The organism is Alphaproteobacteria bacterium (genome assembly GCA_018667735.1).
Taxonomy (GTDB): Bacteria; Pseudomonadota; Alphaproteobacteria; order Rickettsiales; family JABIRX01; genus JABIRX01.
Genome location: JABIRX010000049.1, coordinates 12656 through 30045, shown reverse-complemented (window position 1 = coordinate 30045; position 17390 = coordinate 12656). Strand labels below are relative to the sequence as shown.

Annotated in this window: 13 protein-coding genes and 1 other annotated feature; of the genes, 3 read left to right on the top strand and 10 right to left on the bottom strand. The window is 30.3% G+C overall.

All coding sequences use genetic code 11. The annotated features are described in order from the left end of the window. Positions 1-19: 19 nt before the first annotated feature. Positions 20-454, top strand: coding sequence for a hypothetical protein (locus HOH73_05300; GenBank protein ID MBT5828272.1), 435 nt, complete (start codon positions 20-22; stop codon positions 452-454). Here HOH73_05300 and polA read toward each other — a convergent pair. Genes polA through HOH73_05285 form a run of 3 tightly spaced genes read right to left on the bottom strand, consistent with a single transcriptional unit; the run spans position 451 to position 4847 of the window. Continuing rightward, positions 451-3084, bottom strand: a complete 2634-nt coding sequence (gene polA / locus HOH73_05295; protein MBT5828271.1) for a DNA polymerase I — start codon at positions 3082-3084, stop codon at positions 451-453. The genes HOH73_05300 and polA overlap by 4 nt on opposite strands. After that, on the bottom strand, positions 3081-4472 hold the full coding sequence (locus HOH73_05290; GenBank protein MBT5828270.1) for a deoxyribodipyrimidine photo-lyase: 1392 nt from the start codon (positions 4470-4472) through the stop codon (positions 3081-3083). Before HOH73_05290 ends, polA begins: the two co-directional genes overlap by 4 nt. 48 nt (positions 4473-4520) lie before the next feature. Then, a complete protein-coding gene (locus HOH73_05285) occupies positions 4521-4847 on the bottom strand; it encodes a hypothetical protein (GenBank protein MBT5828269.1) in 327 nt (108 codons plus the stop codon). Positions 4848-5215: 368 nt separating this feature from the next. On the opposite strand from HOH73_05285, the gene metE reads away from it, so the two are divergent. Next, on the top strand, positions 5216-7528 hold the full coding sequence (metE, locus tag HOH73_05280) for a 5-methyltetrahydropteroyltriglutamate--homocysteine S-methyltransferase (GenBank protein ID MBT5828268.1): 2313 nt from the start codon (positions 5216-5218) through the stop codon (positions 7526-7528). Continuing rightward, positions 7500-8819: a hypothetical protein gene (locus tag HOH73_05275; GenBank protein ID MBT5828267.1), complete on the top strand. Its 1320-nt coding sequence runs from the start codon at positions 7500-7502 to the stop codon at positions 8817-8819. The genes metE and HOH73_05275 overlap by 29 nt, the downstream gene beginning before the upstream one ends. Here the strand turns inward: HOH73_05275 and HOH73_05270 are convergent. The 7 genes from HOH73_05270 to HOH73_05240 form a co-directional block, all read right to left on the bottom strand. Next, positions 8808-9533 carry an inositol monophosphatase gene (locus HOH73_05270; GenBank protein ID MBT5828266.1) on the bottom strand — a complete coding sequence of 242 codons (726 nt, stop codon included), beginning with the start codon at positions 9531-9533 and terminating at the stop codon, positions 8808-8810. The two genes, HOH73_05275 and HOH73_05270, sit on opposite strands and share 12 nt — an antisense overlap. Further along, positions 9523-10362 carry an NAD(P)-dependent oxidoreductase gene (locus HOH73_05265; GenBank protein MBT5828265.1) on the bottom strand — a complete coding sequence of 280 codons (840 nt, stop codon included), beginning with the start codon at positions 10360-10362 and terminating at the stop codon, positions 9523-9525. The genes HOH73_05270 and HOH73_05265 overlap by 11 nt, the downstream gene beginning before the upstream one ends. A gap of 27 nt (positions 10363-10389) precedes the next feature. Then, a complete protein-coding gene (locus tag HOH73_05260; GenBank protein ID MBT5828264.1) occupies positions 10390-12477 on the bottom strand; it encodes a hypothetical protein in 2088 nt (695 codons plus the stop codon). Continuing rightward, positions 11194-11251 (top strand) — a sequence feature (possible 23S ribosomal RNA but 16S or 23S rRNA prediction is too short). (Overlaps the previous gene by 58 nt.) A gap of 144 nt (positions 12478-12621) precedes the next feature. Continuing rightward, complete coding sequence (locus HOH73_05255; protein MBT5828263.1) at positions 12622-14040, bottom strand: hypothetical protein; 1419 nt, start codon at positions 14038-14040, stop codon at positions 12622-12624. Between the two features lie 44 nt (positions 14041-14084). Then, complete coding sequence (locus tag HOH73_05250; protein MBT5828262.1) at positions 14085-14828, bottom strand: outer membrane lipoprotein-sorting protein; 744 nt, start codon at positions 14826-14828, stop codon at positions 14085-14087. A 378-nt stretch (positions 14829-15206) separates the two neighbouring features. Further along, positions 15207-16592 (bottom strand): 2-polyprenylphenol 6-hydroxylase, encoded by a 1386-nt coding sequence (gene ubiB / locus HOH73_05245; GenBank protein ID MBT5828261.1) that lies wholly within the window; start codon positions 16590-16592, stop codon positions 15207-15209. Continuing rightward, positions 16589-17350 carry a class I SAM-dependent methyltransferase gene (locus tag HOH73_05240; GenBank protein ID MBT5828260.1) on the bottom strand — a complete coding sequence of 254 codons (762 nt, stop codon included), beginning with the start codon at positions 17348-17350 and terminating at the stop codon, positions 16589-16591. Before HOH73_05240 ends, ubiB begins: the two co-directional genes overlap by 4 nt. Positions 17351-17390 lie beyond the last annotated feature (40 nt).

The window sequence follows — 17390 nt, the reverse complement described above, 5'->3', positions numbered from 1 at the left end:
AACTAACATATTATACAAAATGAAAGAAATACAAATTAACAACAGGGATTTTGGGGCTGATATTGTTAAAGCAATTGAAGCCGGAATTAATAAGCATTTAGCAAAATCAATAAAATACTCCCCTTTCAGATTAGCATTTAATTTGTTTAAAAATGCTAACCCTAAGCTAATGTATCAGCTTAGAGAAATGGTAAAAAATGATCTGAATAATTCTTTTGTCAATATTGCCGAATATGATGCTACTATTTTTATATCTGGCACAGATTTTACAGCTAAAGGCAAACAAATGCTTAATATAGCTTACAATATAGGCATCCATTTACTAAGAGATCAATTAAATGTTAAATTAGCTTTTAAGGCTTTATATAATAATAATGTAAGGTTGCAAATTTATGATTATGTATTAGATGCCACTTACAGATCGGTGAGTAGAGTCACACATAATACCAATTAATGTATTTCGTGCCAATTATCACCACTATTTACTTCAACTATCAATGGTGTTTTTAACTTAACAGCATTTTCCATATATTCTTTGATTAACTTTTTAGCCTCTAAAACAAAATCTTCTTTAACTTCATAAATTAATTCATCATGTATTTGCAAGATAAGACGCATTGGTAAATTATTGGCCTTGATATGACTTGCTAGATTTATCATGGCAAGCTTAATAATATCAGCTGCACTTCCTTGCAATGGTGCGTTAATTACAGCTCTTTCAGCAAAGTTTCTGAGAGCAAAATTATTAGAGTCTAAATTATTAAAAAATAATCTACGCCCTAAAATTGTTTCCACAAAACCATTTTCTTTACAAGTTGCAACAGTCCTTTCCATATATTCTTTTATCTCTTCATAGCGCTTAAAATATAGCTCTATATATTCTTTAGCTTCCTTTCTAGAGATATTTAACCTTTCAGCTAAACCGAAGCTACTTATGCCATAGATAATGCCAAAATTAATCATTTTGGCTTTTCTTCTAAGCTCTGCATCCACATCTTGTGCAGGGACTGAAAAAACTTCACTTGCAGTTGCGGTATGAACATCAATATTATGCCTAAAAGCATTTTGCAACTTACTAACTTCACCAATTTCTGCTAATAAACGTAGTTCTATCTGCGAATAATCTGCTGAAATTAACTTATAACCATTCTCACATATAAATGCTGCTCTAATTCTATCCCCCTCTTTACTTCTTACCGGTATATTCTGTAAATTAGGGTTATTTGAGCTGATACGGCCAGTTGAAGTGGTGGTATTAGAAAAACTGCTATGTACTCGTTTAGAAAGTTGGTTTATTTGCTTTGGTAAAGCTTCACTATATGTGTTTTTTAATTTACTAAAACGCCTCCATGCTAATATTTTAGCTGCAATTTCATAGCCTGCTATGCTTAACTCCTCTAACACTTGCTGAGAAGTAGAGAGATTTTTGGTTTTTTTACTTTTCTTTTTTGCGCTAATACCTAATTTTGTGAATAATATATCACCTAATTGTTTTGGTGAAGCAATATTAAATTCTTCACCAGCTAGCTCAAATATTTCTTTTTGCACCACTTCGATCTGTTTAGAAAATTCTTGTGTTAAGCTATATAATTTATCTATCGATATTTTAAAGCCTGCTTTTTCCATATCGGCCAGAACCTCTAAAAATGGCAAATCTAGATTATGAAAGAGCGCAAATTGTTTATTTTCACTTAGGATATTTTTATATTTAGCTAATCTTACATATATTGTGGAGAAACGCTTTTTAATTAGCTCTGCCGACAATACTGCTTTCTCAGGCAAAAATTTATCATCTGGTTGATTTGCTAAAAATGCTAAACTTTTATAATCCAGAAAATTTTCTGCATATAAATTTAACTTTTCATGCAAATTAGGAAAAATATTCTGATGCTGATAATTGCGATAGAAATCCTTAAAATCAAAAAAATTCTTTTTTATGGTTTTGTCTAACAAAACTCTTTCTAAATCTATCTTTAATAATTTATCACTGAAACCGGTTATATTCTCTCCTAATAAATCATGTGTTATTTCACTTGGTATGAATGTAAAAATCTCAGAATTTGTTGAAATATACAAATTATTTAAAAATGTTGTGATAAAGATTTCGCTTGCTTCATTTATTTTTTTAAAGGCAGCATGCAACTCATTTTCTTTAGTGATTTCTACATAATTAAAATTAAAATTATCCTCTTCATTATCATTTTGCGCTTTATTGACAATTTCGCTTCCTATTTTACTTACTAAAGTTTTAAAGCCATGCTTATTAAAAAAACATGCCAACTCTGTTTTGTTAATTTCTTGCACCTCTAGCTCTGAAAACTCATTTATGATTTCTACATTTTCTTTAAGCTTAACTAAATCTCTAGATAAAAAAGCCTGCTCCTTATTATGTGCTAAAGTCTCTCTTCTTTTTGGCTGCTTAATTTTATGAATATTTTGATAGATACCCTCTATCGAACCATACTCATTAATTAACTGAGCCGCGGTTTTGGGTCCTATAGATGGTACACCTGGTATATTATCTGCACTATCACCACTTAAAGAAAGTAAATCTAGAATTTTATCTGGGTAAACTGCGAATTTTTCAAACACCGCATCTCTATCTATAATTTTTTGCTTCATTGGATCATAAAGCTTTATTTTATCACTCACTAATTGCATTAAATCTTTGTCAGAAGAAATAATCGTTACGTCCATATTGCGCTTTTCTGCTTTTAAAGCCAATGTTGCTATAATATCATCTGCCTCAACACCACTTTGATCTAATGTAGCGATATTCATAGCTGCAGTTACATCTCTAACTAAAGGAAATTGCGGCTTCAAATCCTCTGGCGCAGGTGGCCTATTAGCTTTATATTCTTGGTAAATTTCAGTTCTAAAAGTTTTATCACCATGATCTAAAACCACCGCAAAATGTGAAGCGTCTAACTCTTTGCGAATTCTTAAAATCATATTACTATAGCCATATAAAGCACCAACTACAACTCCATCTGGATTAGTTAATGGCGGCATTGAATGGTAAGCTCTAAATAGAAAGCTATATCCATCTACTAGAACTAGTCTGTTATTTTGCTCTGCTTTCATTTTGCTGTTTTTAAATTTTTATAATTTTCTAAAGCAGTATTTCGGCTTTCTTTTAGATCTACAATTTCAGGAAAATATTCTTTTACATTTTGAGGCTGATGAATTTTGTCATTTGCAAGATGAGCAAGCTCTGGCACCCATTTTCTTATATAATGACCTTCTGGATCAAATTTAACACTTTGCGTAATTGGATTAAAAATTCTAAAATATGGCGCAGCATCAGCTCCACTTCCAGCAACCCATTGCCAGGATGCTGCATTTGCAGCTAAATCTGCATCTACTAAACAATCAGCAAACCATTTCATACCATAACGCCAATCTATTAATAAGTTCTTAATTAAAAATGAAGCTACAACCATTCTAATCCTATTATGCATCCAACCAGTCTGCCATAATTGCCTCATACCCGCATCAATTATTGGAAATCCTGTTTGACCTTTTTGCCATTTTTTCAATTTCTCCATATCATTTTGCCATTTAAAACCATCAAATTTTGCATTAAAGTTTGCTGTTTCTAATTTGGGGAAATGATATAATAAATAATATGAAAATTCACGCCAACCAATTTCACTAAAAAAGTGAATAGCACCTTTACTATCATCTAAATATGGAATTAATTTATAATATAATAATTTAGGACTAATTATACCAAAATGTAAGTAAGGGGATAATTTACTTGTGGCATCAAGCGCCGGGAAATCTCTTTCTGTTTTGTAATTTAAAATTTTATCACTAATAAAGCGTTGTGCTTTTTCATGTATATCATCTTCTGAAACCTTATATATCTCTGGCCAGTTTTTGGCCCAATTTGGCTCAGTTGGCAGCAAGTCTAATTGCTCCAAGCTTATTTCTTTAGACTCTTTTAATGTGATAATTGACAGTGATTCTGGTTTTTTATATGGCTCGGTTATTTGCTCTAGCGCACTAAGACACTTGCGCCAAAAGGGGGAAAATACTTTAAAAAACTCACCTGCGTTATTTTTAATAAAACTAGGCTCAAATAATAATGAACTATTAAAAGTTTTAACAATTATGTTCTGATCTTTTAACTTAGCTTTTATTTTACTATCTCTTTTAATAGCATGTGGTTCATATACTCTGTTCCATAATATTTTTTGAATTTTATATGTTGCAATTAAGTCAGTTAGAACCTCTTCCTCCTCACCTATTTTAATTAGCAAATGGGCATTATAATGACTATGTAAGTCTTGTTTAAAAGAGTTTAATGTTTGATGTAAAAACCATTTTGTAGCTGCCCCCAATTCTTGCTCTTTATTGTGGATATATAAAAAGATTAACTCATCTCCATTTTGACTAGCCTCATTTATAGCTGCGTTATCAGTTAAACGAAAATCATTTCTTAACCAAATGATAGTTTTTTGCTTCATAATAAAAAAATTATAGTGAGCTTTAAATAATAAGCTTAATCTAATTTATTATCTAGAAAAACCCTTATTATTTTTCACCATATCACTTAATTCTGTTTTTTTTAATAATCTTTTTACTCGCTTCACAGAATTTTCTGGTGGGTCTAATAATTTGCTTAATAATCTTTGTTTTCTTCTATTAATTTTTTCTTGATGTGTTTGATAATCTTCAAAATAAATCATTTTATGATCAGTTTCTAATTCAAAATGCTTACTCTCTGTTAAATCTAACTTAAAGCGGATGGCATTTGTAGTGGCATCTATCATTAAGTTGACACTATCTTTTGCCGAAAAAACATTATTATTAAATATAAAACCACCACTATAATTTATCATAAATAAAACCTCTAATTAGATATATTATAGCATAAAAACACACAAATTTAAAGGAAACAAATGAATAATAGTGATGTTTAGGTAGAAATTAGACTTATTACAAGAAGTAAAGGGTAGAAAAAGAAAAAAGCCTTTAAAATAAGAAAGGCTTTTTCCATAGCAACTTGTTGCACGTTTTTTATAACAATAACTAATAATTGGCAATAGTGACTTCCTTGCTAACAAGTAGTATTGCAACGCTAAATACCACCATACTTACTTTAATATCTCATATTTATTTCTACTCTATTACTGTAACACGCAAAATATCTTGCAAGATGTCAATTTTTAATTTACAAGGTTTAGCAAATAAGTATCTAGGTATAAATATGGTAAAATCTGCAAATTTAGGCTTCCCAAGAATCGGTCATAACAGGGAATTGAAAAAATCAGTTGAAAGTTATTGGAAAGGAAATATTAGCCAAAGCGAGTTAAAAGCTAAGGCAAGTGAAATAAGACAAAATAATTGGAAAATACAAAGTGATAGTAAAATTGACTATATTCCGTCTAATGATTTCTCATTTTATGATCAAATATTAGATACTATCTGTTTAGTTGGTTCAATACCAGAAACTTATCAAAATACCAATCAAAATGTATCCTTAGATACATATTTCTCTATGGCTAGAGGATTACAAAAAGATGGTATTGATGTGCCAGCTATGGAGATGACAAAATGGTATGATACAAATTATCACTATATAGTTCCAGAATTCACTAAAGATCAAAGTTTTAAAATCTCTAGTAGCAAAATCTTTGATGAATATCTAGAAGCAAAAGAATTAGGTTACGAAACCAGACCAGTTTTAGTTGGTCCAGTTACTTTACTTTCTATAGGAAAAACTAAAGGAGAAAGCTTCAATAAATTCGACTTGTTAAATAAACTTGTCACTTGCTACCAAGAAATTATTACAAGACTTGCTACAGTTGGTGTAAAAGATATACAAATTGACGAACCTGCTTTAGTAACAGATTTGGATGACGATATTAGAGCTTGTTACAGAAGCGCTTATGCTATTATAGGTGCATGCTGCGCAGAAAATAATGTTAATTTACATATAACAACATATTTTGCAGCTGTAGAAGAAAATCTAAAAACATTTTTAAATATACCAGCTAAATCACACCATATAGATTTAGTTAGAGCAGCTGAGCAATTAGACATTGTTTTGGAAAATTTCCCAGCGGAAGGGTCATTATCTCTTGGCCTGATAAATGGTAGAAATATTTGGTTAAATAATTTAGAAGAATCTTTGAACCTGGCAAATAAAGCGATTGCTAAATTGGGTGCTGACAGAGTAATAATCGCTCCAAGTTGTTCATTATTACATAGTCCCGTAGATTTAGCTGGCGAAAGCAAAATTGATCCAGAAATAAAAGAATGGCTTGCATTTGCCGTGCAGAAGCTACAAGAGGTTTCTTGCTTAAAAGACATTCTAACTGGCAGTAATGAAGCAGAAAATGAGTTCTATCAACAAAACAAAGCAGCTATTGAGCGAAGGAGAACTTCAGCTAAAGTTAATAATGCAGCTGTCAAAAAACGTGTCGAATCTTTGTCTGAAGCAGATTATGATAGAAGTAGCCCATATGAGTTAAGAGCTAATAAGCAAAAATCTATTTTTAACTTACCTTTATATCCAACTACTACAATTGGTTCTTTTCCACAAACTACAAATGTGCGAAAGCATAGAGCGGCTTTGAAAAAAGGTGATATTTCACAAGAAGAATATGATGAATTTATTGCAAATGAAACAAATTCATGTATCGAAAGGCAAGAAAAATTAGATATTGATGTTTTAGTCCATGGTGAATTTGAAAGAAATGACATGGTTGAATATTTTGGTGAGCAGCTAGATGGTTTTGCTTTCACTAAAAATGGCTGGGTTCAAAGTTATGGTTCAAGATGTGTAAAACCACCGATAATTTTTGGAGATGTTTCTAGACCAAACTCAATGACAGTAAGATGGTCTAAATATGCACAAGAGCAAACTTCTAAACCAGTAAAAGGAATGTTAACTGGACCTGTTACAATTTTACAATGGTCTTTTGTAAGAGATGATCAACCAAGAGAAACTACTTGTAAACAAATAGGTTTTGCAATTCAAGATGAAGTAAAAGATTTAGAAACTAATGGTATTGGCATTATTCAAATTGATGAGCCAGCAATTAGAGAGGGCTTACCTATTCATCGCGCTAAATGGCAAGCATATTTAAAATGGGCTGTTGATTCATTTAAATTATCCCAAGCAACAGCTAATGATGAAACTCAAATTCATACACATATGTGCTATTCTGAGTTCAATGATATCATTAATTCTATCGCAGCTATGGATGCTGATGTTATTTCTATTGAAACATCAAGGTCACAGATGGAGCTCTTAGACGCATTTGTTGATTTCAATTACCCTAATGAGATTGGGCCAGGTGTTTATGATATTCATTCACCAAGAGTACCAACCAGAAATGAAATGAAAGACTTATTAATCAAGGCGTTAAAAGTACTTCCAGCAGAAAAAGTCTGGGTTAATCCAGATTGTGGTCTAAAAACTAGAGGATGGCCAGAAGTTGAGCTTGCTTTGAAAGAAATGGTTTTAGCAACTAAAGAGCTAAGAAATGAAACAGCAGCTAAACAACAAGCATAATTTCTCTTTTATCATTGATAACAAATATGCTTTAGCAGAAAATATTGGGCAAAATGGTTTAAGTTCTGCCCTTATTTCTGAAGCACAGCATGAAATTGACTCCGCTTATCAGAGAGTTATTGCAGAGCAGGACAAACTCTCATTGCTTGATATATGCAATAATACAGAGCAAATTGACCTAAGTATCGATGTAGCTAAGGAAATCAAAGAAAAATATAACAAGCTTTATGTTTTTGGTATTGGTGGTTCATCCTTAGGCGGGCAAACCCTGTGTGGTACTAAATTTTATCAGTTTTTAAATAATGATAATTTCCAGATTATTTTTATTGATAATATCCACTACCATAATTTTAATATTTTTTTAGAGAATGTAGATTACAAAAACACCGCTTTTTTAACTATTTCTAAATCTGGCGCCACGATCGAAACTATAGCCCAAATTCTAGTAACTAAAGATCTTTTTTCTGCAGAAATAAAAAAATTTGGTGCAGAAAATTTCTATTTTATTACAGAGACTAACAACACAGCTTTAGCTAAAATCGCTTCTAGTTTAGGGCGTCCAATTATTAAGCATCATAACAAAATTGGAGGTAGATATTCTTGCTTTCTGCCAGTTGCTTTAATACCAGCTAAACTTGCTAATATAGAACTTGATCAATATGTCTTAGGGGGCAAATTGATGGTAGAGGATTTTTTAGCTGCAAAAAACAAATCTTTAGTATTTGGCGGGGCCACAATTATGTTAGCAATCATGAAAAAAGGTTATAGCAATCATGTTTTTATGCCTTATATGCAAAGATTATATCAATTAATTTATTGGTATTCTCAGTTATTTGCTGAATCTTTAGGTAAAAATAATAAGGGCATGATGCCTGTTAAAGCTCTCGGTAGCGTTGATCAGCACAGCCAATTGCAATTATTTCTTGATGGTCCTAAAAACAACTTCTTCACCTTCATTACACAATCTAGCAACAACTTAGGAAATAAGATAAATCTAGATCAAGAGCTAAAAGAGATTAATTACTTCCAAAATAATACAGTAGGAGATGTTATAAATGCCAATCAAGAAGCAACTATAGAGACTTTAGCACAAAGCTCTGTTCCTTTAAGAAGGTTCCACTTCCAGAAATTCCATGATACGGCATTAGGTGAATTAATGATGTATTTTATGCTAGAAACTATTTTGCTTGGCTATGCGCTAAACATAAATCCTTTTGATCAACCTGCTGTTGAAGCTGGTAAAATCAAAGCAAAAGATATCTTGAGAAGCAAAAATAAATTAATGATATAAAGACGCTTTAACTTTATATTTAGAAAGTATTAAATTATCCCTATCATAAGGCAGTACATCAACTTTACCTCCAATCTCTTTTATGATAGCCTTTCCTGCTGCAAAATCCCATAAACAAGTAGAATCATCGTAATAAAGATTGATCTTTTGTTCAGCTAGCATTGTAAATTCGTAACTTGCTGAACCAAAATTTCTGAAATGGGTAATGTTCTTCAACTCACTATTTGCTAATTTACTACCTCTCCTATTACGCATTACTGCAATACTCACATGGTTATTTGGCTTAAGTTCGATTTTATTTTCATTTAAAAACGCCCCTCCTCCATTGTAAGCGCTTATAGTTTTCTGATAGAAGGGTAAATTTATAACTCCTACATAACTAGTAAAATCTTTAAGATTAATTAAACTAACTGCACAGGCAAATATTGGAATATTATTTATAAAATTAACTGTGCCATCAATTGGATCAATAGCCCAGACTATATTCTGATTTTGGTGGTCAAATAGATTCTCCTCGCCAATAATTGGATATGATGATTCTGAGCTTAATATCTCTCTTATAATTTGCTGCGCTGTTAGATCAGCATCTGTTACAAAATCATTAGGTAGCTTCTCTATGCAAGCAAAATCTCTTTGATTAAATTGTGCTAAAATATAGGTGCTAGCTTTGTTTACAGCTTTAAGCGCTATATTATATTCATTTTCAATTATCATGTTTTTCTAATTGATGTTTTAACTCTTCGTCCCACTCTGGGATATTAATGGTTAAATCTTTGGATATTTTACTATTATCTAACACTGCAAATCTTGGCGTTAATATATTATCCGAATCTGTAGTGGTTTTAGCTTTAATTTTAATGTTTATTCCACATATTTTTACCACCTCCTTCGCAAAATCATATTGTGAAGCAAAGCCTGAACATGAGACATTATATATACCTGTTAAATTCTTTTTAATAGATCTTATAACCAACTCTATTAATAAGGAGACTGATGTAGGTGTGGCAAGTGCAGATGCAGGATAATATGACGCTTGGCTTTGCCCACTATTTAATTTTAACTCAGAAATAAGAAAGTCATCATTAGCCGCATAAATCCAACTTGTCCTATATAACAAATATTTAAGGTCTGGACTATTTAAGATCTCATTTTCTCCTTTTAACTTGCTTTTCCCATAAATATTTAAAGGGTCCGCTCTATCGGTTTCAACATATGGCTCAGTTTGGTTACCAGTGAAGATATAATTAGTACTAAAATGAATTAATTTTATATCATAATCCAAGGAAATATTAACTAAGTTCTTTACTCCATATTGATTTACTGCGTAAGCTTTCTCTGGGTTACTTTCAGCTTGCTTGAGATCATTTAAGGAGGCGCAGTTAATTATCATACTAGGCTTCTCTTTTATGACCACTTCTTTAATTTGCGCTATATCAGTTATATCTAACTCTGCTTTGTTGTAAGCAACCACCTTATTTTTTTTTAGTCTTCTTAGTAACTCCTGCGCGATTTTACTATCTTTTCCTGTAATTAATATTTTCATTTAATTAATTTTACAATTTGGTTGATCTTAACTAATGTTTTTATGATATAAAGACTTTACTGCAATTGGAACAAAAATAATATTTATTAAATATGAAATTAATATTGTACTAATGGCTAAAATCGCAAATTTAACAAAAATCAACAAATCCGAACATAGGAATGCTGCGATGCAAACTATAAAAAATAAAGTAATCTCAGATACTGCATATGAAGTGTAATCATGACTACCTAATTTTTGTTGATTATGTGTATAATCATTTAATATATGTATCGAGCAGTCCACCCCAATACCTAAACATATAACTGTAACCAGAACAAATGAAAAATCAAAATTCACTCCAAATAAGGAAGCTAAAGCCGTAATAATTACTAAAGGAAAAATATTGGCCAAACTCGCAATAATGGCAAATCTAATATTATAAATCATCGTAATTAAGCAAAAAATCATTACTATTATAAATAATAATGAATAGAATTGCGTCTTGATTAAATTTTTTATAATACCATCAAAGTAAATGTTAGTGCCAGCTAAAGCTATATTTTCATTATGAATATTAATTTTCTGCAGATTGTCACGCAACTCTCTTATTTGCGTGCTAGTTAAATTGTTGCTGAACAGCTTAACTCTCTGCATAGAGTAATCAAAATTAACATAATCTGCCAAAACATCATAACTTTGATCACTTTTTGAAAATTCTAAAAACAGCAAAATTTGGGCTAATTCTTCGCTATTTTGAAATTGACTATTAGCTGATAATTTATCTAATGCATTAAGTGTAATATCTTCATATGATCTTGTGGCCTTAACTTCTTCTAATGCTTTTGCCTCTTTTATATAATTACTTAAGAAATCATAGAATTCTTTATTTTTAAATTTTTGTTTTGATTCATCAGAAAATATAATAGACAAGTCTGATGAACCAGCAAAATTTTGATCAAATTTTTTAACATCCTGTACTATTTTTTCTGAATTAAAGAAAAATATATTTAAGAAATTTGTTTCACTATTGATTAAAAATATTCCTGGAAAAATCAAACATATTCCTACACATAATTTCCATAAAATCTTACTATTTTGCGTTTTTATAAACTCAGATACTTTTTTTACAACTATAGAGATAACAGAGATTGTAATTGTTTTTTTGGCACATAAGAAAATCAACAAAAAAGGCGTAACAAATATAACCCAGATCAAATTCAACATAATTGCCAAAGCAGAAACTAAAAATAGATCATATAGCGGTTTTATTTCTGAAAAATAATATGATAAAAATGCAAATGCTGTAGTTAAACTAGTTATTAAGCATGGCTTATAAATTTTTTTGACTATCACCTTGTAAAGAAAGTACTTATTCTCCTGTAAAAAAAAGTTATATTTATTAAAAATAAATATTGTATCAGATATTGTTACGACAATCGCTATTATAGGAAGACAGAGGCTTAATAACGAAAAATTAAGCTTAAATATTACGAATAAAGATAATGTGACAATGAGTGAAAATATACTATTAATTACCGTAATAATAACGCGATCTAAATCACGGTATAATAGGCCAATATATATCATGGCGAATAAAATAGTTAATATAGATAAAAGAAATAAATTTTTTTTATTCTTAAGGTCTAAATTATAATATAAGTTAGTTTTTCCTGTTATGTAGTAATTAGTTAATTGATTATAATCTGCGATCAAATAATCCATCTGTTTAATGAGATTCTTTCTAATATAGTTTTTATCTCCAGAAAAATTTGGCGTAATTATGATATTGAATTGCTTAAAATCAGCACTAAATAAAATTCCTTCATAAAAACTATTTTCTATAAGATTTTTTACTTCTTCAATATTAATGATATTTTTATCTAAAGCATATTTTAGTGAAACATTATTTATAATTTCTTGGTGCTCTATCAGAAAAGCTGAATTTAAAATAGTCCGTACTTTCTTAATCTGCTGCAGTGATTCTATTTTAGCAGAAAATATATCAAGCTCAGCTAAACTGTTAGCACTTAGAAAATCTCCCACCGTTTCTATGGTTATAATTAGATTTTCTTCCTCATTAAACTCCTTCCGCAATTTATCTTTATTTACTTCATATTGGTTTCCCTCCTTCAACCAAATAGTATTCTCTATTTTTAAGTTAACTGTTAAATAAAATAGAATTACTAAGGAAAAAAAAATCAGAATATAAAAGAGTACATATCTTAACATCTGGCCAGTATATTTAAATTTGAGTTTTTTAATAATTTCTAGCTTAAGCTAGAAATTATATTGTATCGAGGCTCTTAAACCAAACATCATATCGTCTTCAGCTTCAAAATTACCATCATCATATGCTTCATCTATCATCATATTAGCAAAATATTCAAGATATTCAGCAGCAACCATCCATTTAAAAGACTCATTTATGGTTCCAGTTACATAAGTGGCAGCACCCTGCCCTACACCTAAAACTCCAACTGCAAGACCTGCTTTAGTGTTTTTTGCATCTGTAATATATCTAGAAATATTAAATGAAGGTAAAAAACTACCTATGCCAGTAGGTCCTTCTTCATCATCATTATTAATAATTTCATCATAATCAACACCTTGTTGAGCTTCTTCATCATATTTAATTTCATAGTAATAAACCATAAAATCATAGTTCCACAAGCCAGAAGCAAAATCTATACCAGCGGCACCAAAATGTAGATCTCCATCAACATATAATTCATTGTTGTTCTGATTAGTTACCCATGATTGATAACCAGAGTTACCCGCAATATTATTAACTAAATCAGTTACTGTATCTGAAATAGAATATTCAAATTTCAAACCATATTTGCCTAACTTCTTGCTAAACTCAAAACCAACCATTTCATTTTCAATTAAGAAGGGGTTTTTCTGATAAGAACTTGTTGACGAATCATAAATATACCCTTTTGAATTATCCATATGGCTAAAACCATTAAAATAGGTAAAACCAAAGGTAGCAAATTCAGGATAAAACATTAATCTTCCTGCCGATTGGTGCAAACCCGACCCTATTGGCATTGTGACCTCATCATCTTGATTAATACGCTCAATTATTGGATCAACTTCATATTCTGGAAAAAAATAACCAGATAATTCTATTTTTGGGTGGGGAAAATAAGTTAGACTGTAAGTTTCTTTAGGAACCCTTCCTTCTTGCTTAGTATATTCAACAAAATTTCTAGAAAAATAAATTGGTAGAGAAAAATCAATTGGGGAGAAGGGTTCAAATTGTCCCCAAACTATCTTTCTAACACCAGCTGATAAGGTTAAATTTTTCATTAATTTCAAATCTATGTAACTCTCTAATATCTCAGGGTCATCATAGCTATATGCCACTGTTCTCTCCTCAGCACTTAAGCTGTTTTTTTGATTAAGCTCTATTTCAGAATCAACAAACTGACCAGCCAAAACTACTCTTGAATATTTATTATCATTATCAAATCTTAATTTTGCAAAACTATTTTTTCTTTCACCAGAATCTGATGAGACATAAGAAGAACCTATTGCTCCACTTATGTTTTTATCAATAAATTTTGACACCTCACTTTGTTTAACTCTTGAATCATAATTACTGTTACTGGGTAAGTAACCATCTAATAACGATCTTGCCTGTAAATTAAAAGAACTTAAAAATGCGATTAAAAAAATTAGTTTTTTCTTCATAATATATTTCCCATTATCTAAATATTTGTTAACACTTCTTGAAATTAATGCAATGATTTTATACCAACATCATTATCAAAAATTTTACTGATAAAATCATATTCTAATATTTCAATCACAGTTGAAGAATTTGTTTGTTTATTTTCCATAATTGAGATAGTAGCAAAATACATATTTTCTTCGTGCTTAATTTTTTGATTGGTGAGAGTTTTTAATAATAGCTTTTGTTGATCATAAAATTCTACCATGATGGGTAAGTTAGTATCTTTTTCAATCAAATAAACCATATAACCATAATTATCGGCTTTATCTTTTGGTGTTGATTTAACCAAATAATATTGCTCATCTTCCTTCACTAATTGATGTTCATCTTTTTCAGCTGCCCTTCCAGCCATATCTAAGATAGTAAAATCAGAACCCATAAAACTATTATTTTTATGCTCTGAAGAAATTTGCTGAACTGTTCTAAGAGAAGGTAAAAATAGCCATTGCGTAGGATCTGCGCTTGAAGCTAATTTACTGTGGCTTAGTAATGAAGTATTTTTAATATTTGCTGGTTTATAGAATTTTACTAAGCTCTTGCTATATGTAGTTGAAATCTTTTTCTTCAGCTCAAAAAATCTTTCTCTTTTTTTGCCCTTCGCATCAGTTAATAGCATAAAAATTTCATAATTTTGATTTTGCACTATTTGGCTTTGCTCTTCCACTTTTTTCATAATGTCAAAAGCACTTTTAGCATTTAATTGTAAGGAATAAAAACAAAATAAAATTAGATAATATTTTAGCATCACTTAGCTTTGTGTTATCTAATTAAATTATATCTTTACACATAACTTTCAACTAGACATATTTCTTAAGATGGTGCGAACAAAAATATAGCAGAAAATTAGCTAAAATATCTCAGATAAATTAGCAAATCAGGCTTTTCAGGTAGGATTGCAAATAGCTCTGTACAAAAATTAGTATAGCAGCTTACAATATTATTTATCAGTAGTTGCCTAAATTAATTTTATAGCAAAGAACTGCTCAAGCTCTATATAAGCAAAGCTAACAATGATTACTTTATTAATTTAACCCCATAAGGAGAAAGGTGAATGAATATTGCAATATTTTAGCAACTGGCTTTGCATGCCAAAACCAGGTAAGATTATTAGCGGGTAAAAAGATTAAACATCTAATTTAAGTTTAAGTTTCTTTATTATTTCTGGTAGGTCTATAAGAATTTCACCTAACTCACTAAGCTTGTCTGTTGCAATTGCTTTATGGCTCAAATTATCCTTAGCCCATTTAGTCATAAATGGCTCACCTAAGCTCCACATATTTAATTCAGGATTAAGAGTTAAACCTACGCCTTCAATTAATAATAGGGTTTTTTGCAATAACAATAATTGTGGCTGAGTTTGCATGCCAAATTTTTCTGTAATAATAAATAACTGTGTCATTAATTTTGATATAGAAATATCTTTAGCATTTTTACCAAATATTGGCTCACCAATTGCACGACATGCAAGAGAAAATTCTGTTATATTTGCAGCTTTTGGTATATATCCTGCCATTTTATGAATCTTAGCAACTAGATCATAATCTCTTTTTATAAAACCATATACTATTTGCGCTACTGCTATACGATCTTTTTTAGCTAGATAACCCATGATTCCAAAATCAATTAAAGCTATTTTATAATCAGCAGTAATTAAAATATTACCAGGATGCATATCAGCATGAAAATATCCATCTCTATATGCTTGTTCGTAATAACATAATACTAAATTATCACCTAACATTTTTAGATCCTCTTTTTTACCTTGTAGCTGATTTATTTTTACACCTTCTACCCATCTAGAAACCATTACTTTCTCACTAGTTAGCTCCCAATAAATCTGTGGTATAATTATATTTTTATTAGTATGTAAATTCTCTGCTAATTTACTAGATTGGGCTGCCTCAAAGCAGAGATTTAGCTCTTTCTCTACGGTTTGCTCAAATAATTTAACTACTTCCAGTAACTTTAGTCTTTTAAGCCTTTGAAAACAATTTAAGATAATTGCCATATAATATAACAATCTTACTTCACTTAGAAATTTTTTCTTAATAGATGGCCTTAATATTTTAACCGCAACATCATCACCTAGCATAGTTTTAGCTTTATGTACTTGTGCGATTGATGCAGCTGCAACTGGCTCTTTCGCAAAGTAACTAAAATTACTTTCTATAGTTGAACCTGTTTCTTTTTTTATTATATGGCAAACTTTTCGATAAGAAAAAGAAGGCAATTTATCTTGCAAGAAACTAAGCTCACATGATAGTTTATCGCCTACTATATCACTTCTAGCTGACAGTAATTGACCAAATTTTATAAAGGTTGGTCCTAAATGCGCAAGCAGCTTTCTAAATCTGACCCCCTTACTATCCATAATTCTAGGTAAAGCAAAAAGCTCTAATGGCCAAAAAAACAAACCTATATATGGAATTTGTCTTAATAAGAAATTACAACCAAAAAATTGGACATAAAAGAAAATTTTTATTGGCACAAAAATAGTTAATAATTTCATTTCTCCGCATAATATAGAGTGGTTAGTCCCAAAGTTAGTTTTTCAAACTTAACTTCTTTAAAACCATTAGCTTTTAGCATTTTGGCAAATTCATTAGACTTTGGAAAAGTCCTAATTGATTCTACGAAATATTCATATGATGCTTTATCGCCTGTAATTAATCCCCCTATTTGAGGTATGAAATTAAAAGAATAAAAATCATAAATCTTTTTAAGCATCTCATTTTCAACTTGGTTAAATTCTAGACAAAAGAATTTACCATTTTGCTTAAGAATTCTGCTGGCCTCTTTAACACCCTGTTCTAAATCAGCAAAATTTCTTATACCATATGCAATGGTATATAAATCAAATTCATTAGCTTTAAAACTAGTTTTTTCTCCATTTTCATGATGCCAGCTTACATTACTTCCTATAACATTCTGATCTATAGCCCTATCTTTGCCAGCTAAAATCATCTCTTCATTATAATCTGCTATTTTCAGCTGAAACTTAGTCTGTAATTTGTTGTATTTCTGGAAAATTTTAAAAGCAATATCCCCTGTTCCACCTGCCATATCAATTATATTGGCATTTTCAATTACTGGAATCTTATTAATCAAATGATTTTTCCAGAGCCTATGTATACCAAGACTCATCACATCATTCATCAAATCATATTTACTTGCAACCGATGAGAAAACCTCTTCGACTAAATTTGTTTTTATTTCTTGTGTAACTTTTCTGAAACCAAAATTAGCTTCTTTATTGCTTTTACTCATAATAACATTTAATTATCTGTCACATAATATAGTATAAATA